The sequence below is a fragment of the Pseudomonas sp. VMV1 genome (genome assembly GCF_056790235.1).
Genome location: NZ_JBXGSE010000003.1, coordinates 738,691 through 754,541, shown reverse-complemented (window position 1 = coordinate 754,541; position 15,851 = coordinate 738,691). Strand labels below are relative to the sequence as shown.

Annotated in this window: 9 protein-coding genes; all 9 read left to right on the top strand. The window is 63.7% G+C overall.

The window, feature by feature from the left end:
- Positions 1 to 5: 5 nt before the first annotated feature.
- Entirely contained in the window at positions 6 to 2,222 is a 2,217-nt protein-coding gene (locus ACUCV0_RS13540) for a polysaccharide biosynthesis tyrosine autokinase (RefSeq protein WP_059316599.1), read from the top strand.
- 204 nt (positions 2,223 to 2,426) lie between these two features.
- The gene (locus ACUCV0_RS13535) at positions 2,427 to 3,302 is read left to right on the top strand and encodes a glycosyltransferase family 2 protein (RefSeq protein ID WP_059316600.1); all 876 of its coding nucleotides are present in this window, start codon (positions 2,427 to 2,429) and stop codon (positions 3,300 to 3,302) included.
- Complete coding sequence (locus ACUCV0_RS13530) at positions 3,295 to 4,035, top strand: WecB/TagA/CpsF family glycosyltransferase (RefSeq protein ID WP_059316601.1); 741 nt, start codon at positions 3,295 to 3,297, stop codon at positions 4,033 to 4,035. Before ACUCV0_RS13535 ends, ACUCV0_RS13530 begins: the two co-directional genes overlap by 8 nt.
- Positions 4,036 to 4,118: 83 nt before the next feature.
- Positions 4,119 to 5,396, top strand: a complete 1,278-nt coding sequence (locus ACUCV0_RS13525) for a hypothetical protein (RefSeq protein WP_059316602.1) — start codon at positions 4,119 to 4,121, stop codon at positions 5,394 to 5,396.
- Between the two features lie 55 nt (positions 5,397 to 5,451).
- A complete protein-coding gene (locus ACUCV0_RS13520) occupies positions 5,452 to 6,723 on the top strand; it encodes a flippase (RefSeq protein ID WP_237140548.1) in 1,272 nt (423 codons plus the stop codon).
- A gap of 30 nt (positions 6,724 to 6,753) precedes the next feature.
- Entirely contained in the window at positions 6,754 to 7,788 is a 1,035-nt protein-coding gene (locus ACUCV0_RS13515) for a glycoside hydrolase family 5 protein (protein ID WP_323148936.1), read from the top strand.
- Positions 7,789 to 8,072: 284 nt separating this feature from the next.
- Positions 8,073 to 9,185, top strand: a complete 1,113-nt coding sequence (locus tag ACUCV0_RS13510; RefSeq protein ID WP_482212914.1) for a polysaccharide biosynthesis/export family protein — start codon at positions 8,073 to 8,075, stop codon at positions 9,183 to 9,185.
- Between the two features lie 335 nt (positions 9,186 to 9,520).
- Positions 9,521 to 12,271: a bifunctional glycoside hydrolase/polysaccharide deacetylase family protein gene (locus ACUCV0_RS13505; RefSeq protein WP_482212913.1), complete on the top strand. Its 2,751-nt coding sequence runs from the start codon at positions 9,521 to 9,523 to the stop codon at positions 12,269 to 12,271.
- Positions 12,252 to 15,848, top strand: coding sequence for a tetratricopeptide repeat protein (locus tag ACUCV0_RS13500; RefSeq protein WP_482212912.1), 3,597 nt, complete (start codon positions 12,252 to 12,254; stop codon positions 15,846 to 15,848). Before ACUCV0_RS13505 ends, ACUCV0_RS13500 begins: the two co-directional genes overlap by 20 nt.
- The last annotated feature ends 3 nt before the right edge of the window (positions 15,849 to 15,851 follow it).

Here is a 15,851-nt window from a genome sequence, read left to right as displayed (position 1 = left end):
ATTTCATGACTACGATGCCTCGCTTTACTCCCGAAGTTAAGAACGAGTCGGATATTAACTTTTCCGCACTCTTTGGTATGTTGATCGATTACAAATGGCAACTCCTGTCGGTAATCGGTATTTTCGCCGCGCTCGGTATTGGCTACGCCATATTGGCCACCCCGATGTATTCGTCCAACGCCATGATCCAGATCGAACTGGAAAAGAAGGGCGTTACCCGACTGACCGATACGTCCACCGGCATGCCGCCGCCCATGCCCGAGGCGGTGACCGAGATCGAGCTGCTCAAGTCGCGCTCGGTGATCGGCAAGGCGATCGAGAACCTCAAGCTGGATATCGAGGTCAAGCCGCGTTATTTCCCGATGATCGGCAACTTCGTCGCCCGTCGCTTCGAGCCGCAAAATGACACCGACGTCGCCTCCCCCCTGCTCGGCCTGAACAGCTTCGCCTGGGGCGGCGAGAAACTGGTCATCGATCAGCTGGAAGTACCTGACAGCAATCTCGACAAGCCGATGAAGCTCAAGGTAGAGGACAATCAGAACTTCACCGTCTTCAACGCCGATGACGAAGTGGTGCTGCACGGTGGCGTTGGTCAGCCCGTGAACAACGCCGGCTACCAGATCAAGGTCGCTACCCTGCAAGCGCGTCCGGGTACCGAGTTCACCATTACCAAGAAGCGCTTCTCCAAGACCATCCAGGAATACCAGGGCCGTATCGTGGCCGGTGAACGCGGCAAGATGTCGGGCATCATCGGTGTCGGCCTGCAGGATCCGGATCCGCTGAAGGCCCAGGCCATCGTCCAGGAAGTGGCGGACATCTATGTTCAGCAGAACATCGATCGCAACGCTGCCGAATCGACCCAGAGCCTTGAGTTCCTGCGCGCCCAGATCCCGGTGGTGAAATCCGACCTGGAAAAGGCCCAGTCCGCGCTGAACTACTACCAGACCAACAAGAAGTCGGTCGACATCGACAGCGAGACCAAGGGCGTCCTGGAACAGACCGTTTCCCTGGATAACCAGATCTCCGAGCTGAACCTCAAGCGTACCGAGATGGACCGCAAGTTCACTCGCCAGCACCCGGCCTACCAGGCGCTGATGAGCCAGTTGGGTCAGCTGCAAGCTGAGCGTGCCAAGCTGCAGAAGCGCGTCGAAGTGCTGCCGGAAACCCAGCAGGAACTGCTGCGCCTGAACCGCGACATCGAGGTGACTGGTCAGACCTACGCCTTGATGCTGAACAAGGCCCAGGAGCTGGAAGTCATTCGCGCCGGTACCGTGGGTAGCGTCCGCATCATCGACAATGCCAACGCCAACGTCGACGATCCTTCGGCCCCCAACAAGCCGCTGATCATCGCCGTCGCCATCATCCTGGGCGGCATCGTCGGCCTGGCCATCGTCTACACCCGCCACACCCTGCGTCGCGGTGTCGAGACCCCGGAAGCCATCGAACAGATCGGCCTGCCGGTATACGCCTCGATTCCCTACAGCAAGAACCAGGCGGATACCACCAAGGTACTGGGCACCAAGAAGCCGGGCGAATCCTCGCTGACCGCCCTTACCCATCCGACCGATCTGAGCACCGAGGCGCTGCGTAGCCTGCGTACCAGCCTGCACTTCGCCATGATCGAGGCCAAGAACAACATCCTGATGATCTCCGGTCCTAGCCCGGGCGTCGGTAAGTCCTTCGTGTCCTCGAACCTGGCTGCGGTAATCGCCGAGTCCGGCCAACGCGTGCTGCTGATCGACGGCGACATGCGCAAGGGCTACCTGCACAAGCTGATGAACACCAAGCAGCAGGACGGCCTGTCCGATCTGCTCAGTGGCCGTATCGCCCTGAACGATGCCATCAAGAAGACCGAAGTCGGCAGCCTGGATTTCGTCTCTTGCGGCCAGTTCCCGCCGAACCCGTCGGAACTGCTGATGAGCCTGAGATTCACCACCGTGCTGAAGAAATTCAGCGAGCTGTACGACATCGTGATCATCGACACCCCGCCGATCCTGGCAGTGACCGAGGCGGGCATCATCGGCAGCCACGCCGGTACCAGCCTGATCGTCGCACGTTTCGGCGTGAACAGTGTCAAGGAGCTGGAGGCGACCAAGCGCCGCTTCGACCTCAACGGCATTCCGCTCAAGGGTGTGATCTTCAACGCCGTGGAGCGCAAGGCCAGCAACTATGGCTCCTACGGCAACTACCACTACTCCTATGAGCAGGGTAGCCAGAGCTGATGCAGTACCCCGGCTGGGCGGCCTGACCGCCGTCCAGCCAATCCCTTCAGGGATCGCGGCAGTATTCGTACAGGCGCATCGAACGACAAGAAACTACCTAACACAGCGAATTCGAAGGGTTCGATCTGGAACCCGGCCACGCTTGGCAGCCTTGGATCTCGACGCTGTACCGGATTGATGATTCTGAAGAACAGGAACACGCCAATGAACGTAGTCATGGTGCTTAACTACAAGGCTCCCAACGAAACCATCAGTTGCGTGGAGAGCATCCTCAAGCACTGTCCGTCCATCGATCATGTGGTGGTAGTGGACAATGATTCCCAGGACGTCTCCATCGACGTCCTGCAGCGCTGGCAGGCCGACCATGGCTTGAGCCAGGTCACCGTGCTCGCCAGTCCGCGCAACGACGGCTACGCCGGCGGCAACAACTACGGCATGCGCTGGGCGCTGGACAACCTGCCGGTCAAGCACTTCTGGGTCGTCAACAACGACGCCTACGTCAAGGACGATGCCTTCGCTCCGCTGCTGGCCGAGCTGCAACGCGCACCCAGGACGATCGTCGGCTCGGTGATCCTGAGCTCCCAGACCGGTCGCCTGGAATGCTATGGCGGCGGCATCCTCTATCCGCTGCTGGGCAAGTCCAAGCTGCTGGGCAAGGACATCGCCGTCAGCGACATCTCCACGCTGGACCGTGAACCCGACTACATCATGGGGTGCAGCATGGCCTTCTGCGCCAGCCTGCTGACCGAGATCGGGTTCATGGACGAGGCGTACTTCATGTACTCCGAAGAAGTGGACTGGCAGCACCAGGCCAAGCGCAAGGGCGTCGTGCTCAAGGTTTCGCGCACGAGCCATCTTTTCCACTACGGCTCCATGAGCTCGGGCGGACGCAGCGCCTTCTATCACTATTTCCGCAATCGCGCGGCGACCCGGTTCAATCGCAAATTCCACGGCACCTCCTATGCACTGGTGTCCGCGGTGCTGCTGTCCGGCATCACCGTGCTCAAGGAATTCAAGCATCCGAAACTGGCCTGGTCCGGAGTCAAGGGCGCCTTCAAGGGAGCGACGATGCATGTCTAGCCTAAGCACCCAAGCGTTCGGTATCGAGTTCTTCACCGGTACCAAAGACGAGTTGATGAACGCCATCGACCAGGACATCCACCGGCCCTACAGCTACATCGTCACGCCGAACATCGACCATGTCGTGCAGCTGCAGAGCAATGCGGACATGCGCGAGTCCTATCAGCGGGCCGGCAAGCGCATCTGCGACAGCCGCATCCTGATGCCCATTCTCAAGTCGCTGGGCGTCGCCGTGCCCGAGGTCATCACCGGCAGTGACCTCACCCTGAGCATCCTGCGCAAGGCCAACGACGAGCACCTGTCGGTGGTGCTGATCGGTTCCAGCGAGAGTGACGTGGGCAAGCTGCGGCGGATGTATCCGCATATACAGCTGGCGCACTACAACCCGCCGATGGGTTTCATCAACGATCCGCTGGAAACGCAGAAATGCGTCGACTTCGTGATGCGCAACCCCTCCGAGTTCATCCTCTATGCCGTGGGTGCCCCGCGTCAGGAAAAGCTGGCCCGCCAGATCGACAGTAGCAAGCGCACCGGTGTCGGCCTGTGCATCGGGGCCTCCATCCTGTTCGCCGTCGGCACCGTCAAACGGGCGCCGCGCTGGATGCAGAAGGCCAGGCTGGAGTGGCTGCATCGGCTGTGTTCGGAGCCCAAGCGTCTGGCCAAGCGTTACGTGCACGATGCCCTGAGCATCCTGCCCATCTATCTCAAGGAACGCAGCAGTCGACGCACCTGAGAGGCTGCTCCGCAGTTTCTTGGCCGCAAGGAAGATGACCACCGGACCAACTGTCCGGTGGTCCCGTCTGGATGGGTAGGTCTATGAGCATTCTCCGTAAAAGTACCGTTTCCTTCGTTCTCCTGATCCCGTTGCTGATCCTGCATCTGGACGTGTTCGGCGAAAGCCCGCACAACCCGGTCGGCATTCTCTATCTGAACGAGCTGTATCTGGCCATCTGCATGGCCTTCACCTTCTTCTACCTGCTGACCAGCATTGGCACCCAGCAGCGTGAATTCAAGATCCTGATGACCTACGCCGTCTATTCGTCGGTGGTCTTCATCGGGCTGCCGGCGATCTTTTCCTTCCTGTTCTATGGCCAGCCATTGTTCTACGGCCTGATCGAAGAACGGCGGATCCTGTTCAGCTTCGGCTTCGCCACCCTGATGTTCCTGGGGCGCAACATGAGCGCCTCGCAATTCGAGAAGGCCCTGCTGATCACGGCACTGCTGGCCGCCGTCATGGCCTGGATGTTCAAGTTCGGAGTCCTGCCCGACCTGCGTGACAAGCAGTCGTCCTTCGACCGTCCGGATCGCTCTTCCATCGGGGCACCCGCCCTGTGCCTGGCCTATTTCTATTGCATCCAGACCTGGAACAAGGGCATCTCGCCGATCGATGGCTCGCCGCGCAGCAAGACCATCCACATCGTGCTGGCCATGGTCTTCCTGCTGACCCTGGTGTTCGGTACCCAGACCCGGCAGCTGATCGTGCTGGCGCTGTGCTTCACGGTGTTCTGCCTGAAGAGCAAGTCGATCGTCTGGATCTGTGTGTCGGCGTTGCTGCTGTCGCCCTTCTTCATCTTCCCCGACCTGATGAAGGTGCTGGGGCTGAATCTGGACTTCTATGCCCAGTCGGTAGAAGACGGCCCCACCGACGGCGTGCGCGAGCAGACCATCGGCTACATCTTCTCCCACCTCAGCCAGAATCACTGGCTGCCCAGCGGCTCGCTGTCGCTGATGTGGAACAACGGCTTCATCCCCTACTTCGGCGAGTACTTCTTCCTGTCCGACGTGGGCGTGTTCGGTACCCTGTTCCGCTTCGGCTTCCTGGCCTTCATCATCGTCCCGGTCTCGCTGTTCCTCTACTATCGCTGGGCGAAGATGCTGCACCCCGATACCGGCTTCGTGGTGACCGCCACCCTGGCCCAGCTGGTGATCTGGCCGCTGGCCGGCTTCTTCGAGTACCTGCAGGCCACCATCTGCTACCTGATGGTGATCCAGGCCCTGCGCGCGCTGCACCACTACAGCTCCGCTCCCGTCCAGGAGACCTACGTCAGTAGCCCCTACCCGCGCCCGAGCAGCCAGCTGGCCCGCCCGGTCTGATCCCTCGTGCCGCCCGGCGTCTGCCGGGCGGCCCCAAGGAGTTTTCACCCCCACGATGTCGATGATCAAAAACAGCACCTGGAACATCCTGGGTGTCATCATCCCCAGTGCCATCGCGCTGCCCACCATGGGCGTGCTGTCGCGCCTGCTGGGCGTCGAGCAGTTCGGTCTCTTCACCCTGGCCTTCGCCATCGTCGGCTATGCGACGCTGTTCGATGCCGGTCTGTCGCGCGCGGTGATTCGTGCCATCGCCATGCACCATGGCGACAAGCCGCTCAACCGGCTGGTCATGGGCACGGCTACCGGCGCCGTCATCGGCCTGAGTCTGCTGGCGACCCTGCTGCTGTGGTTCGGCGCGGGCAAGGTGGTGAGTCTGCTGCACGTCTCGCCCGAGCATTTCGACAACGCCGTCGCCGGCTTTCGCTGGCTGAGCCTGTGCGTGCCGCCCTTCCTACTGGCCACGGTCTGGTTCGCCTACCTGGAGGGCAACGAGCGCTTCGGCGAATTCAATATCCTGCGGACCTTCTCCAACAGCCTGCTGGCGATCGCGCCGCTGATCGCCGTGCTGATCGAGCCGAGCTTTTCCGCCACGGTGATCGGCCTGGTGCTGGCGCGGGTGGTGTCCATGGCGCTGGCCTACTGGCCGCTGCACAAGGATTTCCCCGAAGGCATCCGCACCTTCAAGGTCGAGGTATTCAAGGAACTGCTGAGATTCGGCAGCTGGATGACGGTGAGCAACATCATCAGTCCGCTGATGGTCTACTTCGATCGCTTCGTACTCTCGCACATGGTCGGTGCCAGCCGGGTGTCCTTCTACACCGCCCCGGCCGAGGCGGTCTCGCGGATGCTGATCATCCCCAACGCCGTGGCCCGGGTGGTGTTCCCGCTGCTGAGCAAGAGTGGTAGCGATGCCGCCCGCCAGGCCAACAAGGCCTTCTGGGGCCTGCTGCTAATCAGCCTGGCGATGGTGCTGCCGATCCTGCTTCTCGCGCCCTGGATCATGACCGTCTGGATGGGTCCCGAGTATGGCGGCGATGCGGCGCAGATCCTGCGCATCCTCGCGGTGGGCTTCATCTTCAACGCCCTGGCGCAGATTCCCTTCGCCAAGATCCAGGCCCGGGGTCATTCGCGCACCACGGCGATGATCCACCTGGCCGAACTGCTGCCCTATCTGGGCCTGCTGGTGGTCTGCATCCAGCACTTCTCCATCATGGGCGCCGCCATCGCCTGGACGGTGCGGGTGACCGTGGACTACCTGGCCCTGGAATATTTCGCCCGTCGCACCGCGCCCCTGGTGCAGACGCCGGTTTATCAACAGACCCCTTGAATGGATATAGAGGTGCTGTCCGTGTCACGAGTGAAACGTCGTATCGGTGGTGGCCTGCTGGCCACCGCATTACTGTCCGCGGCGCTTTATGGCAAGGCTCAGGCAGAGCCAGCGACAGCCAAGGTGGATCTCATCGGCATCAACATGTCGGCCGCCGGCTTCGCCGGTCAGGTTCTACCTGGCGTGGAAGGTACCAACTACTTCTATCCCACCGAGGATTACTTCCGCCGCTACAGCGCCAAGGGGATCCGCTTCATCCGCTTCCCCTTCCTCTGGGAGCGGGTGCAGCCCCAGCTCGGTGGCGAACTGGATCAGGCACAGGTCGCCCTGCTCAAGCGCACCCTGGATTTCGCCGACAAGTACGGCATCCGGGTGATCCTGGACATGCACAACTATGCGCGCTATCGCGGCCAGCTGATCGGTTCGCCGCAGGTGCCCTATAGCAGCTATGCCGACGCCTGGAAGCGCCTGGCCCAGACCTTCCAGAAGCATCCGGCGCTGTACGGCTACGACGTCATGAACGAGCCCCATGATACCCAGGGGCTCTGGCCACGGGCCGCGCAGACGGCGGTGGACAGCATTCGCAGCCTCGACATGCAGACCCCGATCTTCATCGCCGGCGACAGCTGGTCCAGCGCCCAGCGCTGGCCCCAGGTAAACGGCGACCTGCTGATCAAGGATCCGGCGGACAACCTCATCTATGAGGCCCATATCTATTTCGATGAAGATTCCAGCGGCAACTATGCCTCTGGTACCAAGGGCGTCCATCCCATGATCGGGGTGGAAAGGACCCGACCCTTCATCGAGTGGCTGAAACAGCACAATTTGCGCGGTTTCATTGGCGAATATGGGATACCTGCACACCCACAATGGCTCGAAGCCATGGACAATCTGCTGAGCTATCTGGGCGAACAATGCGTACCCAGTGCCTATTGGGCGGCCGGTCCGGGCTGGGGCGATTACCCCCTGGCCATTGAGCCCAAGAACGGTACGGAAAAGCCGCAGACCGCGCTGCTGGAAAAGCACCTGCACAAACATGACTGCCAAGTCATCGGACCTCGGTAGCGGAGAAGCGACAGATTTCGAATTGCGTCACCTTTTTCCGCCTCTGACGCGCTGAACTCGATGGCTAAAGGCCAGTCTCAGACCAGCAGACTCAGGTGCTCGTACAACTACAAGCTGGGACCCGAGCTCACTCGCACACTGGATAGGCCAGCCGCATGGAACCCGGTCCACTGTCGAAGACCGCCAAGTCTCGCGAAGGAACACCATGAATAACCGGCTCGTTGCTTCTACCTTCCGTTTTATTCCTCTTGCTCACACTCAATCAGCAATCAAGGACGAATGACATGAAAACCAAATTTACCGCTCTGGCCTTGCTGTCCGGCATCGTCCTGCAGGGTTGTGCCTACTCCCCGGGTCAGTACCTGGATCAGGATGACCTCAAGAGCGATCCGAGCATCCAGGGCACCAAGGTCCAGCTGATCCCGATCACCAGCTCCCTGCTGGTAAGCCAGGATTCCGCGGCCCTGTCCAAGGCTCCCGACCTCAAGCCCCTGCTGGACTACAAGCCGCAGGCTTACCGTGTCGGTGCGAGCGACCTGCTCTACATCACCGTCTGGGATCACCCCGAACTGACCGCTCCGTCCGGCGCCCAGCAGCAGCTGGAAGCCAACGGTCGTCTGGTCCGTCCGGACGGCACCCTGTTCTACCCCTACGTCGGCACCGTGCGCGCCGCCGGCAAGACCCTGGAAGAGATCCGTACCGACATCTCCCGTCGTCTGGCCACCTTCATCGACAATCCCCAGGTCGACGTCAGCGTGCTGAAGTTCGGCAGCCAGAAAGTCACCATCTCCGGTGCCGTGAACAAGGGCGACGCCATTCCGCTGACCACCAAGCCGATCACCCTGGTAGAAGCCCTGGGTCAGGCTGGCGTGGCCAACACCGGTGGTGCCGACCTGACCGGCGTGACCCTGGTCCGTGACGGCAAGGAATACCGCCTGGATACCGACAGCCTGAACCGCAAGGATTCCAAGCTGTACGGCATCTACCTGAAGGACGGCGACAGCCTCCACCTGCCCTACAACGACGCCCGCAAGGTCTACGTGGTCGGTGAAGTCCGCACGCCGTCTGCGGTCAGCTACAAGATCACCAACCTGAACCTGATGGAAGCCCTGAGCCAGGCCGGTGGCATCCAGCAGGAAACCGCCAACGCCGATGCCGTCTACGTCATCCGTGGCCCGGAAGACCTGAAGGCTCCGGGCGCCACTGCCCAGGTCTTCCACCTGGCGGCCAAGAACCCCACCGCCTACGTGCTGGCGCAGAATTTCCATCTGCAGCCGCAGGACGTGGTCTTCGTCGGCCCGGCCGGTATCACCCGTTGGAACCGCTTCGTCAGCCAACTGCTGGGTTCCACCAACGTCCTCTCCTCCAGCGCCAGCCTGAACAGCAGCTTCAAGTAATAGCGCTCGCTTGCCGTCATGCCGGTTACCGCCGCGCATGACGGCAATTTCTCTGACTTTTCGCTCCACCCCTCTCCTATCCCCGCCTCATACCCTCTTTATTCTTCCCGCCTGAAAACCTCTAGCTAGACGATTTTCCAGGCAAGGCATTACTTATCTCGATATCTATTTATCCCGGTTTTACTGCCACTCAGCTTGGCAGCGACAGTTTTTCGTCACGCTTTTGCGTAATGTAGCTACCCTGATAGCGAAGTCGGCTCGTGTAAGGACTGGGTGTGGCGTCAGGCAAGGCAACAAGGGCGGTGCCCCGCTTCGGTAGGTGGCGCAAGCTGACAATGTGGCTGTTGGGCTATCTGTCCTTCATGGGCACGGCCCTGGCTGCGCCAGCCAGCGTGGCTTTCTGGTACGCGGAAAAACCACCGATCTCCGAACTGGCCCAGTTCGACTGGGTAGTCCTGGAACCCGGGCACGCCGGCGCTGACGATGTCCGCACCCTGCGGGAAGCCGGCGCCCAGCCATTCGCCTACCTGTCCATCGGTGAGTTCGCCGGAGACGCCGCCGCGCTGCAAAAGGCTGGCCTCAGTGCCGGCGCCAGTCCGGTGGCCAACAAGGCCTGGGGGAGCCAGGTGATGGATCTGGCCTCTCCGGTCTGGCGGAATCATCTGCTCGGGCGGGCCGCCGAGCTGGCCAAGGCCGGCTATACCGGACTCTTTCTGGATACCCTCGACAGCTTTCAGCTGGTCGCGGAAGACCAGCGGGACGCTCAGCGGCTGGCGCTGAAAAGCCTGCTCGCCGAGCTGCATCGCCGCCAGCCCGCACTCAAGCTGTTCTTCAATCGCGGCTTCGAGGTGCAACCGGAACTGCCAGGCGTTGCCGCGGCCATGGCGGTGGAGTCCATCTATGCAGGCTGGGATGCGGGCAAGAAGGTCTATCGCCCGGTCAGCGCCCAGGATCGCGAGTGGCTCAAGCCGCGAATCGAGGCGGCCCGCAGCGCTGGCATTCCGGTCATCGCCATCGAGTACTTGCCACCGGAGCAGCGCGACGAGGCTCGGCAGCTGGCCAAACGGCTGCGCGACGAAGGGTACGTGCCCTACATCACCACCCCCGATCTCAATACCCTGGGTATCAGCTCGGTCGCCCTGCAGCCGCGGCGCCTGGCGCTGTTCTACGACGGTCGCGAAGGCGCCCTGCGGCAGTCGGCGGTGCACCGCTTCCTGGGCAGCGCTCTGGAATATCAGGGCTATCGACTGGACTATTTCGACGCCTCCAAGCCGCTACCGGCCACCTGGCCCAGTGCCATCTACGCTGGCGTGGTGGTCTGGATGACCAGTGGCCCGCCGCCCAACTCGCGGGCCTTTAGCGACTGGATCAGCCAGCGCCTGGACGAAAAGACGCCGCTGCTGATTCTTGGCGGGTTGCCGCTGGACAACGACGCCCTGCTCAAGCGGCTGGGCCTGGGTGTCAGTCGCAAGCCCCTGCCCGATAACCTGACGCTGAAGGTGGCGGACCCTGCCCTCGCCGGCAACTTCGAGGCGCCGGTCAAGTTGCGGACCCGTGGCCTGCCCGCCGTGCAGACGCTGCCGGGCGGACCGACCCCGGTCGTCACCCTCGCCGGCCAGGGTGAGAGCTTCGTGCCCATGGGGGTGGCCAGCTGGGGCGGTTTCGCCTTCACTCCCTACGTGATGGAAGATGGCCCCGAAGCCAGTCGCTGGATCATCGACCCCTTCGTCTTCACCGCCAAGGCGCTGCAGCTCCCCCCCCTGCCGGTGCCCGACCCGACCACGGAAAACGGCCGCCGGATCGCCACGGTGCATATCGACGGTGACGCCTTCCCGTCCAAGGCCGAAGTACCCGGCGCGCCCTATGCCGGTCAGATCGTGCTGGAGCGGTTCATCCAGCCGCATCCCTTTTTGACCTCGGCGTCAATCATCGAGGGCGAGGTCGGCCCCAAGGGCCGCTACCCGGAACTGACCGCACAGCTGGAGCCCATCGCCCGTCGACTGTTCGCCGATCCCAAGGTGGAGGTGGCCACCCATACCTTCAGCCACCCGTTCTTCTGGCAACCGGCGGTCTCCGAGCAAAGCGAGAACTTCGAAGCCCAGTACGGCTACATGATGCAGATCCCCGGCTACGACAAGATCGATTTCACCCGGGAGATCGTCGGTTCGACGCGCTACATCAACGAACGGCTGACTACGCCACAGAAGCCGGTGAAGATGGTGTTCTGGTCCGGTGATGCCCAGCCGGACGCCGCCACCCTCAAGCTCGCCTACGACAATGGCCTGCTCAACGTGAACGGCGGCAACTCGCACATCACCCGCGCCCAGCCTTCGGTGAGTGGACTCTATCCCTTCATCCGCCCCACACCGGGCGGCTTGCAGTTCTATGCGCCCATCATCAACGAGAACGTCTACACCAACCTCTGGCGCGGCCCCTATTACGGCTTTCGCGATCTGCTCTATACCTTCGAACGTACCGAACACCCGCGGCGGCTGCGCGGCCTGAACCTCTACTATCACTTCTACTCGGGTACCAAGCAGGCGTCGCTCAAGGTCATGGAAGAGATCTACCAGGGCATGGCCGCCGAGCGACCGCTGTCCCTGTGGATGAGCGACTACCTGAGCCGGCTGCATGGCTTCTATACCGCCAGTCTGGCCCGGGAGGTCGACGGCAGCTGGTCGATCAAGGCCCTCGACGGTCTGCGCACCCTGCGCCTGGATCCGCGCCTGGGCTGGCCGGATCTGCAGCGCTCCCAGGGCATCGCCGGCGTACGCGACCTGCCGCAGGGGCGCTATGTCCATCTGAGCGGCGATCAGGCGCGACTGGTGTTGCGCGACAGTCGCGACCCCACCCCCGCCCTCGAAGAGGCCAACATCCCGCTGCAGCGCTGGGACTACCTGTCGCCGACCCGGATCCGCTTCGCCTTCGCCGGGCAGTTCCCGCTGGAGCTGACGCTACGGGCAGCGTCGGCCTGCGAGGTCCGCGTCGGTCGCGAGCGCTACAAGGGCCAGCCGGGACAGGCCGGCCTCTGGACGTTCAAACTTCCGCTAACACGAGTGAGTGACGGTGAGATCGTCTGCGGCTAAGAAAACCCGACTCCTGAGTGGTTGGACACTGCTGGGGCTCGCGCTCATCACCGCGGTGGTGCTGGTGCTGACCTTTCATGGCAAGCAGGTGTTCCTGCCCGGCGAAGAACCGGCGGACCAGGTGTCCATCAGCTACGCCCAGGTGCTGCTCAAGGCGACCCCGGAGGACACCGGGCTGCGCATGAAACTGATCGACCAGCTGATCGCCCTGGGTCGCATCGACGAGGCGCGTCGCCAGCTGCAGCTGTTGCCGCAGCCCCTGGCCTCGACGCCCTTCTATGCGCTGGAACTGGACATTCTCCAGGCGGAATCCCAGCCGCAGGGTCTGGGCGAAGCCGATCGCGAGCGCCTGGCGCAACGGCTGAGCGCTCTGGATGTGGCGACCTTGAGCATGCCTCAGCTGCAACGGGTGGCCGAACGCGCCCTGCAGCTGGCCGACCCGGCTACGGCGGCGCAGCGTTACGTCGAACTGGCTCGCCGCGATCCGCCACGCCGCCAGCAGTGGCTGGAGCAGGCAGCGCGCTGGAGTCTGGCCGGTGGCCGTCAACAGGAAGCCGCACGGCTCTATCTGCGCCTGGCCGACCTGGCCACGTCGGCCGAGCAGCGCCAGGGCTATCGGCACCAGGCATTCGATGCCTGGCTCGCCGCCGGCCAGGGCGCCGAAGCCGCCGCCCTGCTGGAGCAGGAACTGCCGCGGCTGCAACCCGACGCCAGTGGCCTGGCCTGGCTGCAAGCCGGGGTCGCCGCCGCCCAGGGCAGCGGCCGCCTGGACCTGGCCCAGCGGCTCATCGACCGCTGGCGCGAGTGGCAACCGGACGATCCCGCCGCGCTGGAGGCCGCCTATCGACTGGCTCTGGCGCGCGGCGAAACCGAGCGCGCCTGGGAAGAGGGCCAGCAGCTGCTGGCCCTGCGTCCCGACGACGAAGAACTGCTCGCTCAGCTGGCCCAGCTGGGCGAATGGACCGGTCACGTGGACGAAGCCCTCGATCTCTGGTTGCGCCTGCTCGCTCGCCAGGACGACCCGGCCCGGCGCGACCATGCCTGGAAGCTGGCCGCCCGAGCCTTTCGTTTCGATGCCGTGGTCAAGCTGCTGGACGTAGCCTCCCAGGAGCGCCAGCTGGACAAGACCGAACTGGATGCCCTGATCTTCGCCTACGAATCCCTGGGCGATCCCGCGGCCGAGGAACACTGGCTGCGCGGCTACCTCAAGCGTCAGCCGAAACAGCGCCTGGCCTGGGAGCGGCTGCAGCAGTTGCTGGCCCGTACCGAACAGGGCGAGGCCGAGGTGGCGGCCTGGGCCGCCTTCGGCAAGCGCTTCCCGCTGACCAATGCGGAGTATCTCGCCTGGGCCGGCACCCTCTGGAAGTTGTTCAAGCCGGAGGAGGCCTGGACCGTCCTCGAACGCCTGCCGGCCAAGCAGCGGCAGGGCGACGACTACTGGCGCCTGCGGGCGGAGCTGGCCTGGGAACTGGAGCGCGATAGCGAAGCCCAGCTGGCCTTCGAGCGCCTGGCTGCGAGCAGCAAGGGACTTGCAGCGACCGACGAGGATCGGCTGCTGGAGATCTACCAGCGTACGGCACCGCGCAAGGCACTGGCGCTGCTGGAAAAGAGTTGGGAGAAGCACAGGAATCAGGAGCGCCTGACCCAGGCGCTGCAATGGGCCGAGCAACTCAAGGACACCGCGGCGCTGGAGCGCCTGTTGGCCAGTGCGGCGCGCGAGCCGGCTTCCGCCAACAATCCCGCGGTCTGGCTGGCGCGGTCGGGTCTCGACTTCCAGCGCGGCCGGATCAGTCAGGCCGAAGAAGGTTATCGGCAGGCGCTGCAACGTTTCCCGGACGACGACCGATTCCGCGAACGCCTGCTGTGGCTGCTCATCGACCAGAATCGCCAGACCGAGCTGGCGACGCTGCTGCGCGACTGGAAGGGCCGGGCCCGCGGCAGCGACGTGCTCTGGCTGCCCTTCGGCAGCGGCCTCGTGCTGCTGGGCCAGGCGGAAGAGGCGCTCGGCTGGTATCGCCGCTACCTGGACGCCCATCCCCAGGACTGGCTGGTCCAGGCGGCCTATGCCGACGCCCTGGACGCCGCCGGCCACCAGGATGCGGCGTTGCGTCTGCGCAAGGCGGTGACGCCGCACCTCGCCAACGACGAGGTGCCGGCCACTCCCGAGCGCTATGCCACCTACCTGCGGCTGCTGTCCAGCCTGCGTGGCCCCCAGGCGGCCCTGGCCCAGGCGCGCGCCTGGCAGGACGGCTCGCCGAGCATGCTGCAGCTGTGGTTCGACCAATGGCTCGACGCCCTCAGCCAGAACAACGACGACGGCCTCAAGGGCGAATGGCTGGCCTGGGCCAAGAGCCGTGGCCTGAAGGTCCGTCAGTACGAGCAGCTGCAAGAGGTGCTGCGCCGGCAGAATCGTGGCGAGCTGGAAAAATTGCTGGCGGCGGGTGATCTGGATCCGGCGCAACGCGTCGAGGTGCTGCAGCGTCTCGGCCACGCTGGCGATGCCCAGGCAGCGGCACTGACGGCCGCCGGCGACGAGCCGCCTGAGGTCATCCAGCGGCAGCTGCTGCGCCAGGCCACCGAACAGGCCGAGCGCACCCCCAATGGGGTCCAGGCCGGCTGGGAACGGCGCGACTATGGCGGCCTCGTCGAACAGGGCGCCGAGGTACGCGCGGCCCGCCGCCTCGCCGATGACGTCTATGCCGATGTCCAGCTCAAGCAGAATCGCCTGGAGGGCAATGGCCTCAAGTCCGACGCCCTGGGCAACGAGCACCAGATGCTGCTCAAGGTGCTGAAAGACCTGTCCGATGGCGGCCTGGAGACCACCGTGGACGCCAGCCAGCGTGCCGACAGCAATCGCCTGGGCGTGGGCGTCGCCCGCACCTGGCGTATCGATGGCAACACCGAGATCGAGGCGGCGCTGGACTGGCACCGGCAACCCGACGAGAGCGGCTATCTGCGCGCCCTGGGCCGGCGCGACAGCGTCAGCCTGGCCGGCCGCCACAACCTCACGCCGCGGGACCAGCTGAGCTGGCGGGCGGCGCACAACCGCTATTCCAGTCGCGACGGCGATGCCCTGGGCAGTGGCTTCGCCTTCAACCTGGAGCTGAGCCATATGATCTTCTTCGAAGGCCCGACCTGGCAGGTGCGCAGCGGCATCACCTACCAGCAAAACAAGGCGCGCAGCACCCTGCCCGACAGCGTCACCCGCTACCTGCAGCCCCTGGCCGGCAGCGGCGAGAACGGCGAGATCACCGTGGCCGACCTGGAGGCGCTGGGCGGCACCCAGCTGCTGCAGGATCGCTATGGTCAGCTCTATGTCGGCAGCAGCTGGCGGCGCGGTATTCCCGGTTCGCTCAACCGCACCCATCCCCAGTACACCTGGCTGGTGGATACCCTGGTCGGCTGGCAGTGGACCGAGCGCGAATTCAACTACGGTTTGAATGTCGGCCTGGGCATGGCAGTGCTCGGCGACGACGAACTGGCGTTCACCGCCGGCTACCAGTCCGCGCCCCAGGGCAGTGGCGGTCAGGCCGGCAGCACCCTGGGCATTCAATACAGCAATCGAATCGGCCGCTAGGTC

Excerpts from the sequence above, each read along its gene's own strand:
- ACUCV0_RS13540 (WP_059316599.1), top strand. The coding sequence starts at position 6 with ATGACTACGATGCCTCGCTTTACTCCCGAAGTTAAGAACGAGTCGGAT.
- ACUCV0_RS13535 (WP_059316600.1), top strand. The coding sequence starts at position 2,427 with ATGAACGTAGTCATGGTGCTTAACTACAAGGCTCCCAACGAAACCATC.
- ACUCV0_RS13530 (WP_059316601.1), top strand. The coding sequence starts at position 3,295 with ATGTCTAGCCTAAGCACCCAAGCGTTCGGTATCGAGTTCTTCACCGGT.
- ACUCV0_RS13525 (WP_059316602.1), top strand. The coding sequence starts at position 4,119 with ATGAGCATTCTCCGTAAAAGTACCGTTTCCTTCGTTCTCCTGATCCCG.
- ACUCV0_RS13520 (WP_237140548.1), top strand. The coding sequence starts at position 5,452 with ATGTCGATGATCAAAAACAGCACCTGGAACATCCTGGGTGTCATCATC.
- ACUCV0_RS13510 (WP_482212914.1), top strand. The coding sequence starts at position 8,073 with ATGAAAACCAAATTTACCGCTCTGGCCTTGCTGTCCGGCATCGTCCTG.
- ACUCV0_RS13505 (WP_482212913.1), top strand. The coding sequence starts at position 9,521 with ATGTGGCTGTTGGGCTATCTGTCCTTCATGGGCACGGCCCTGGCTGCG.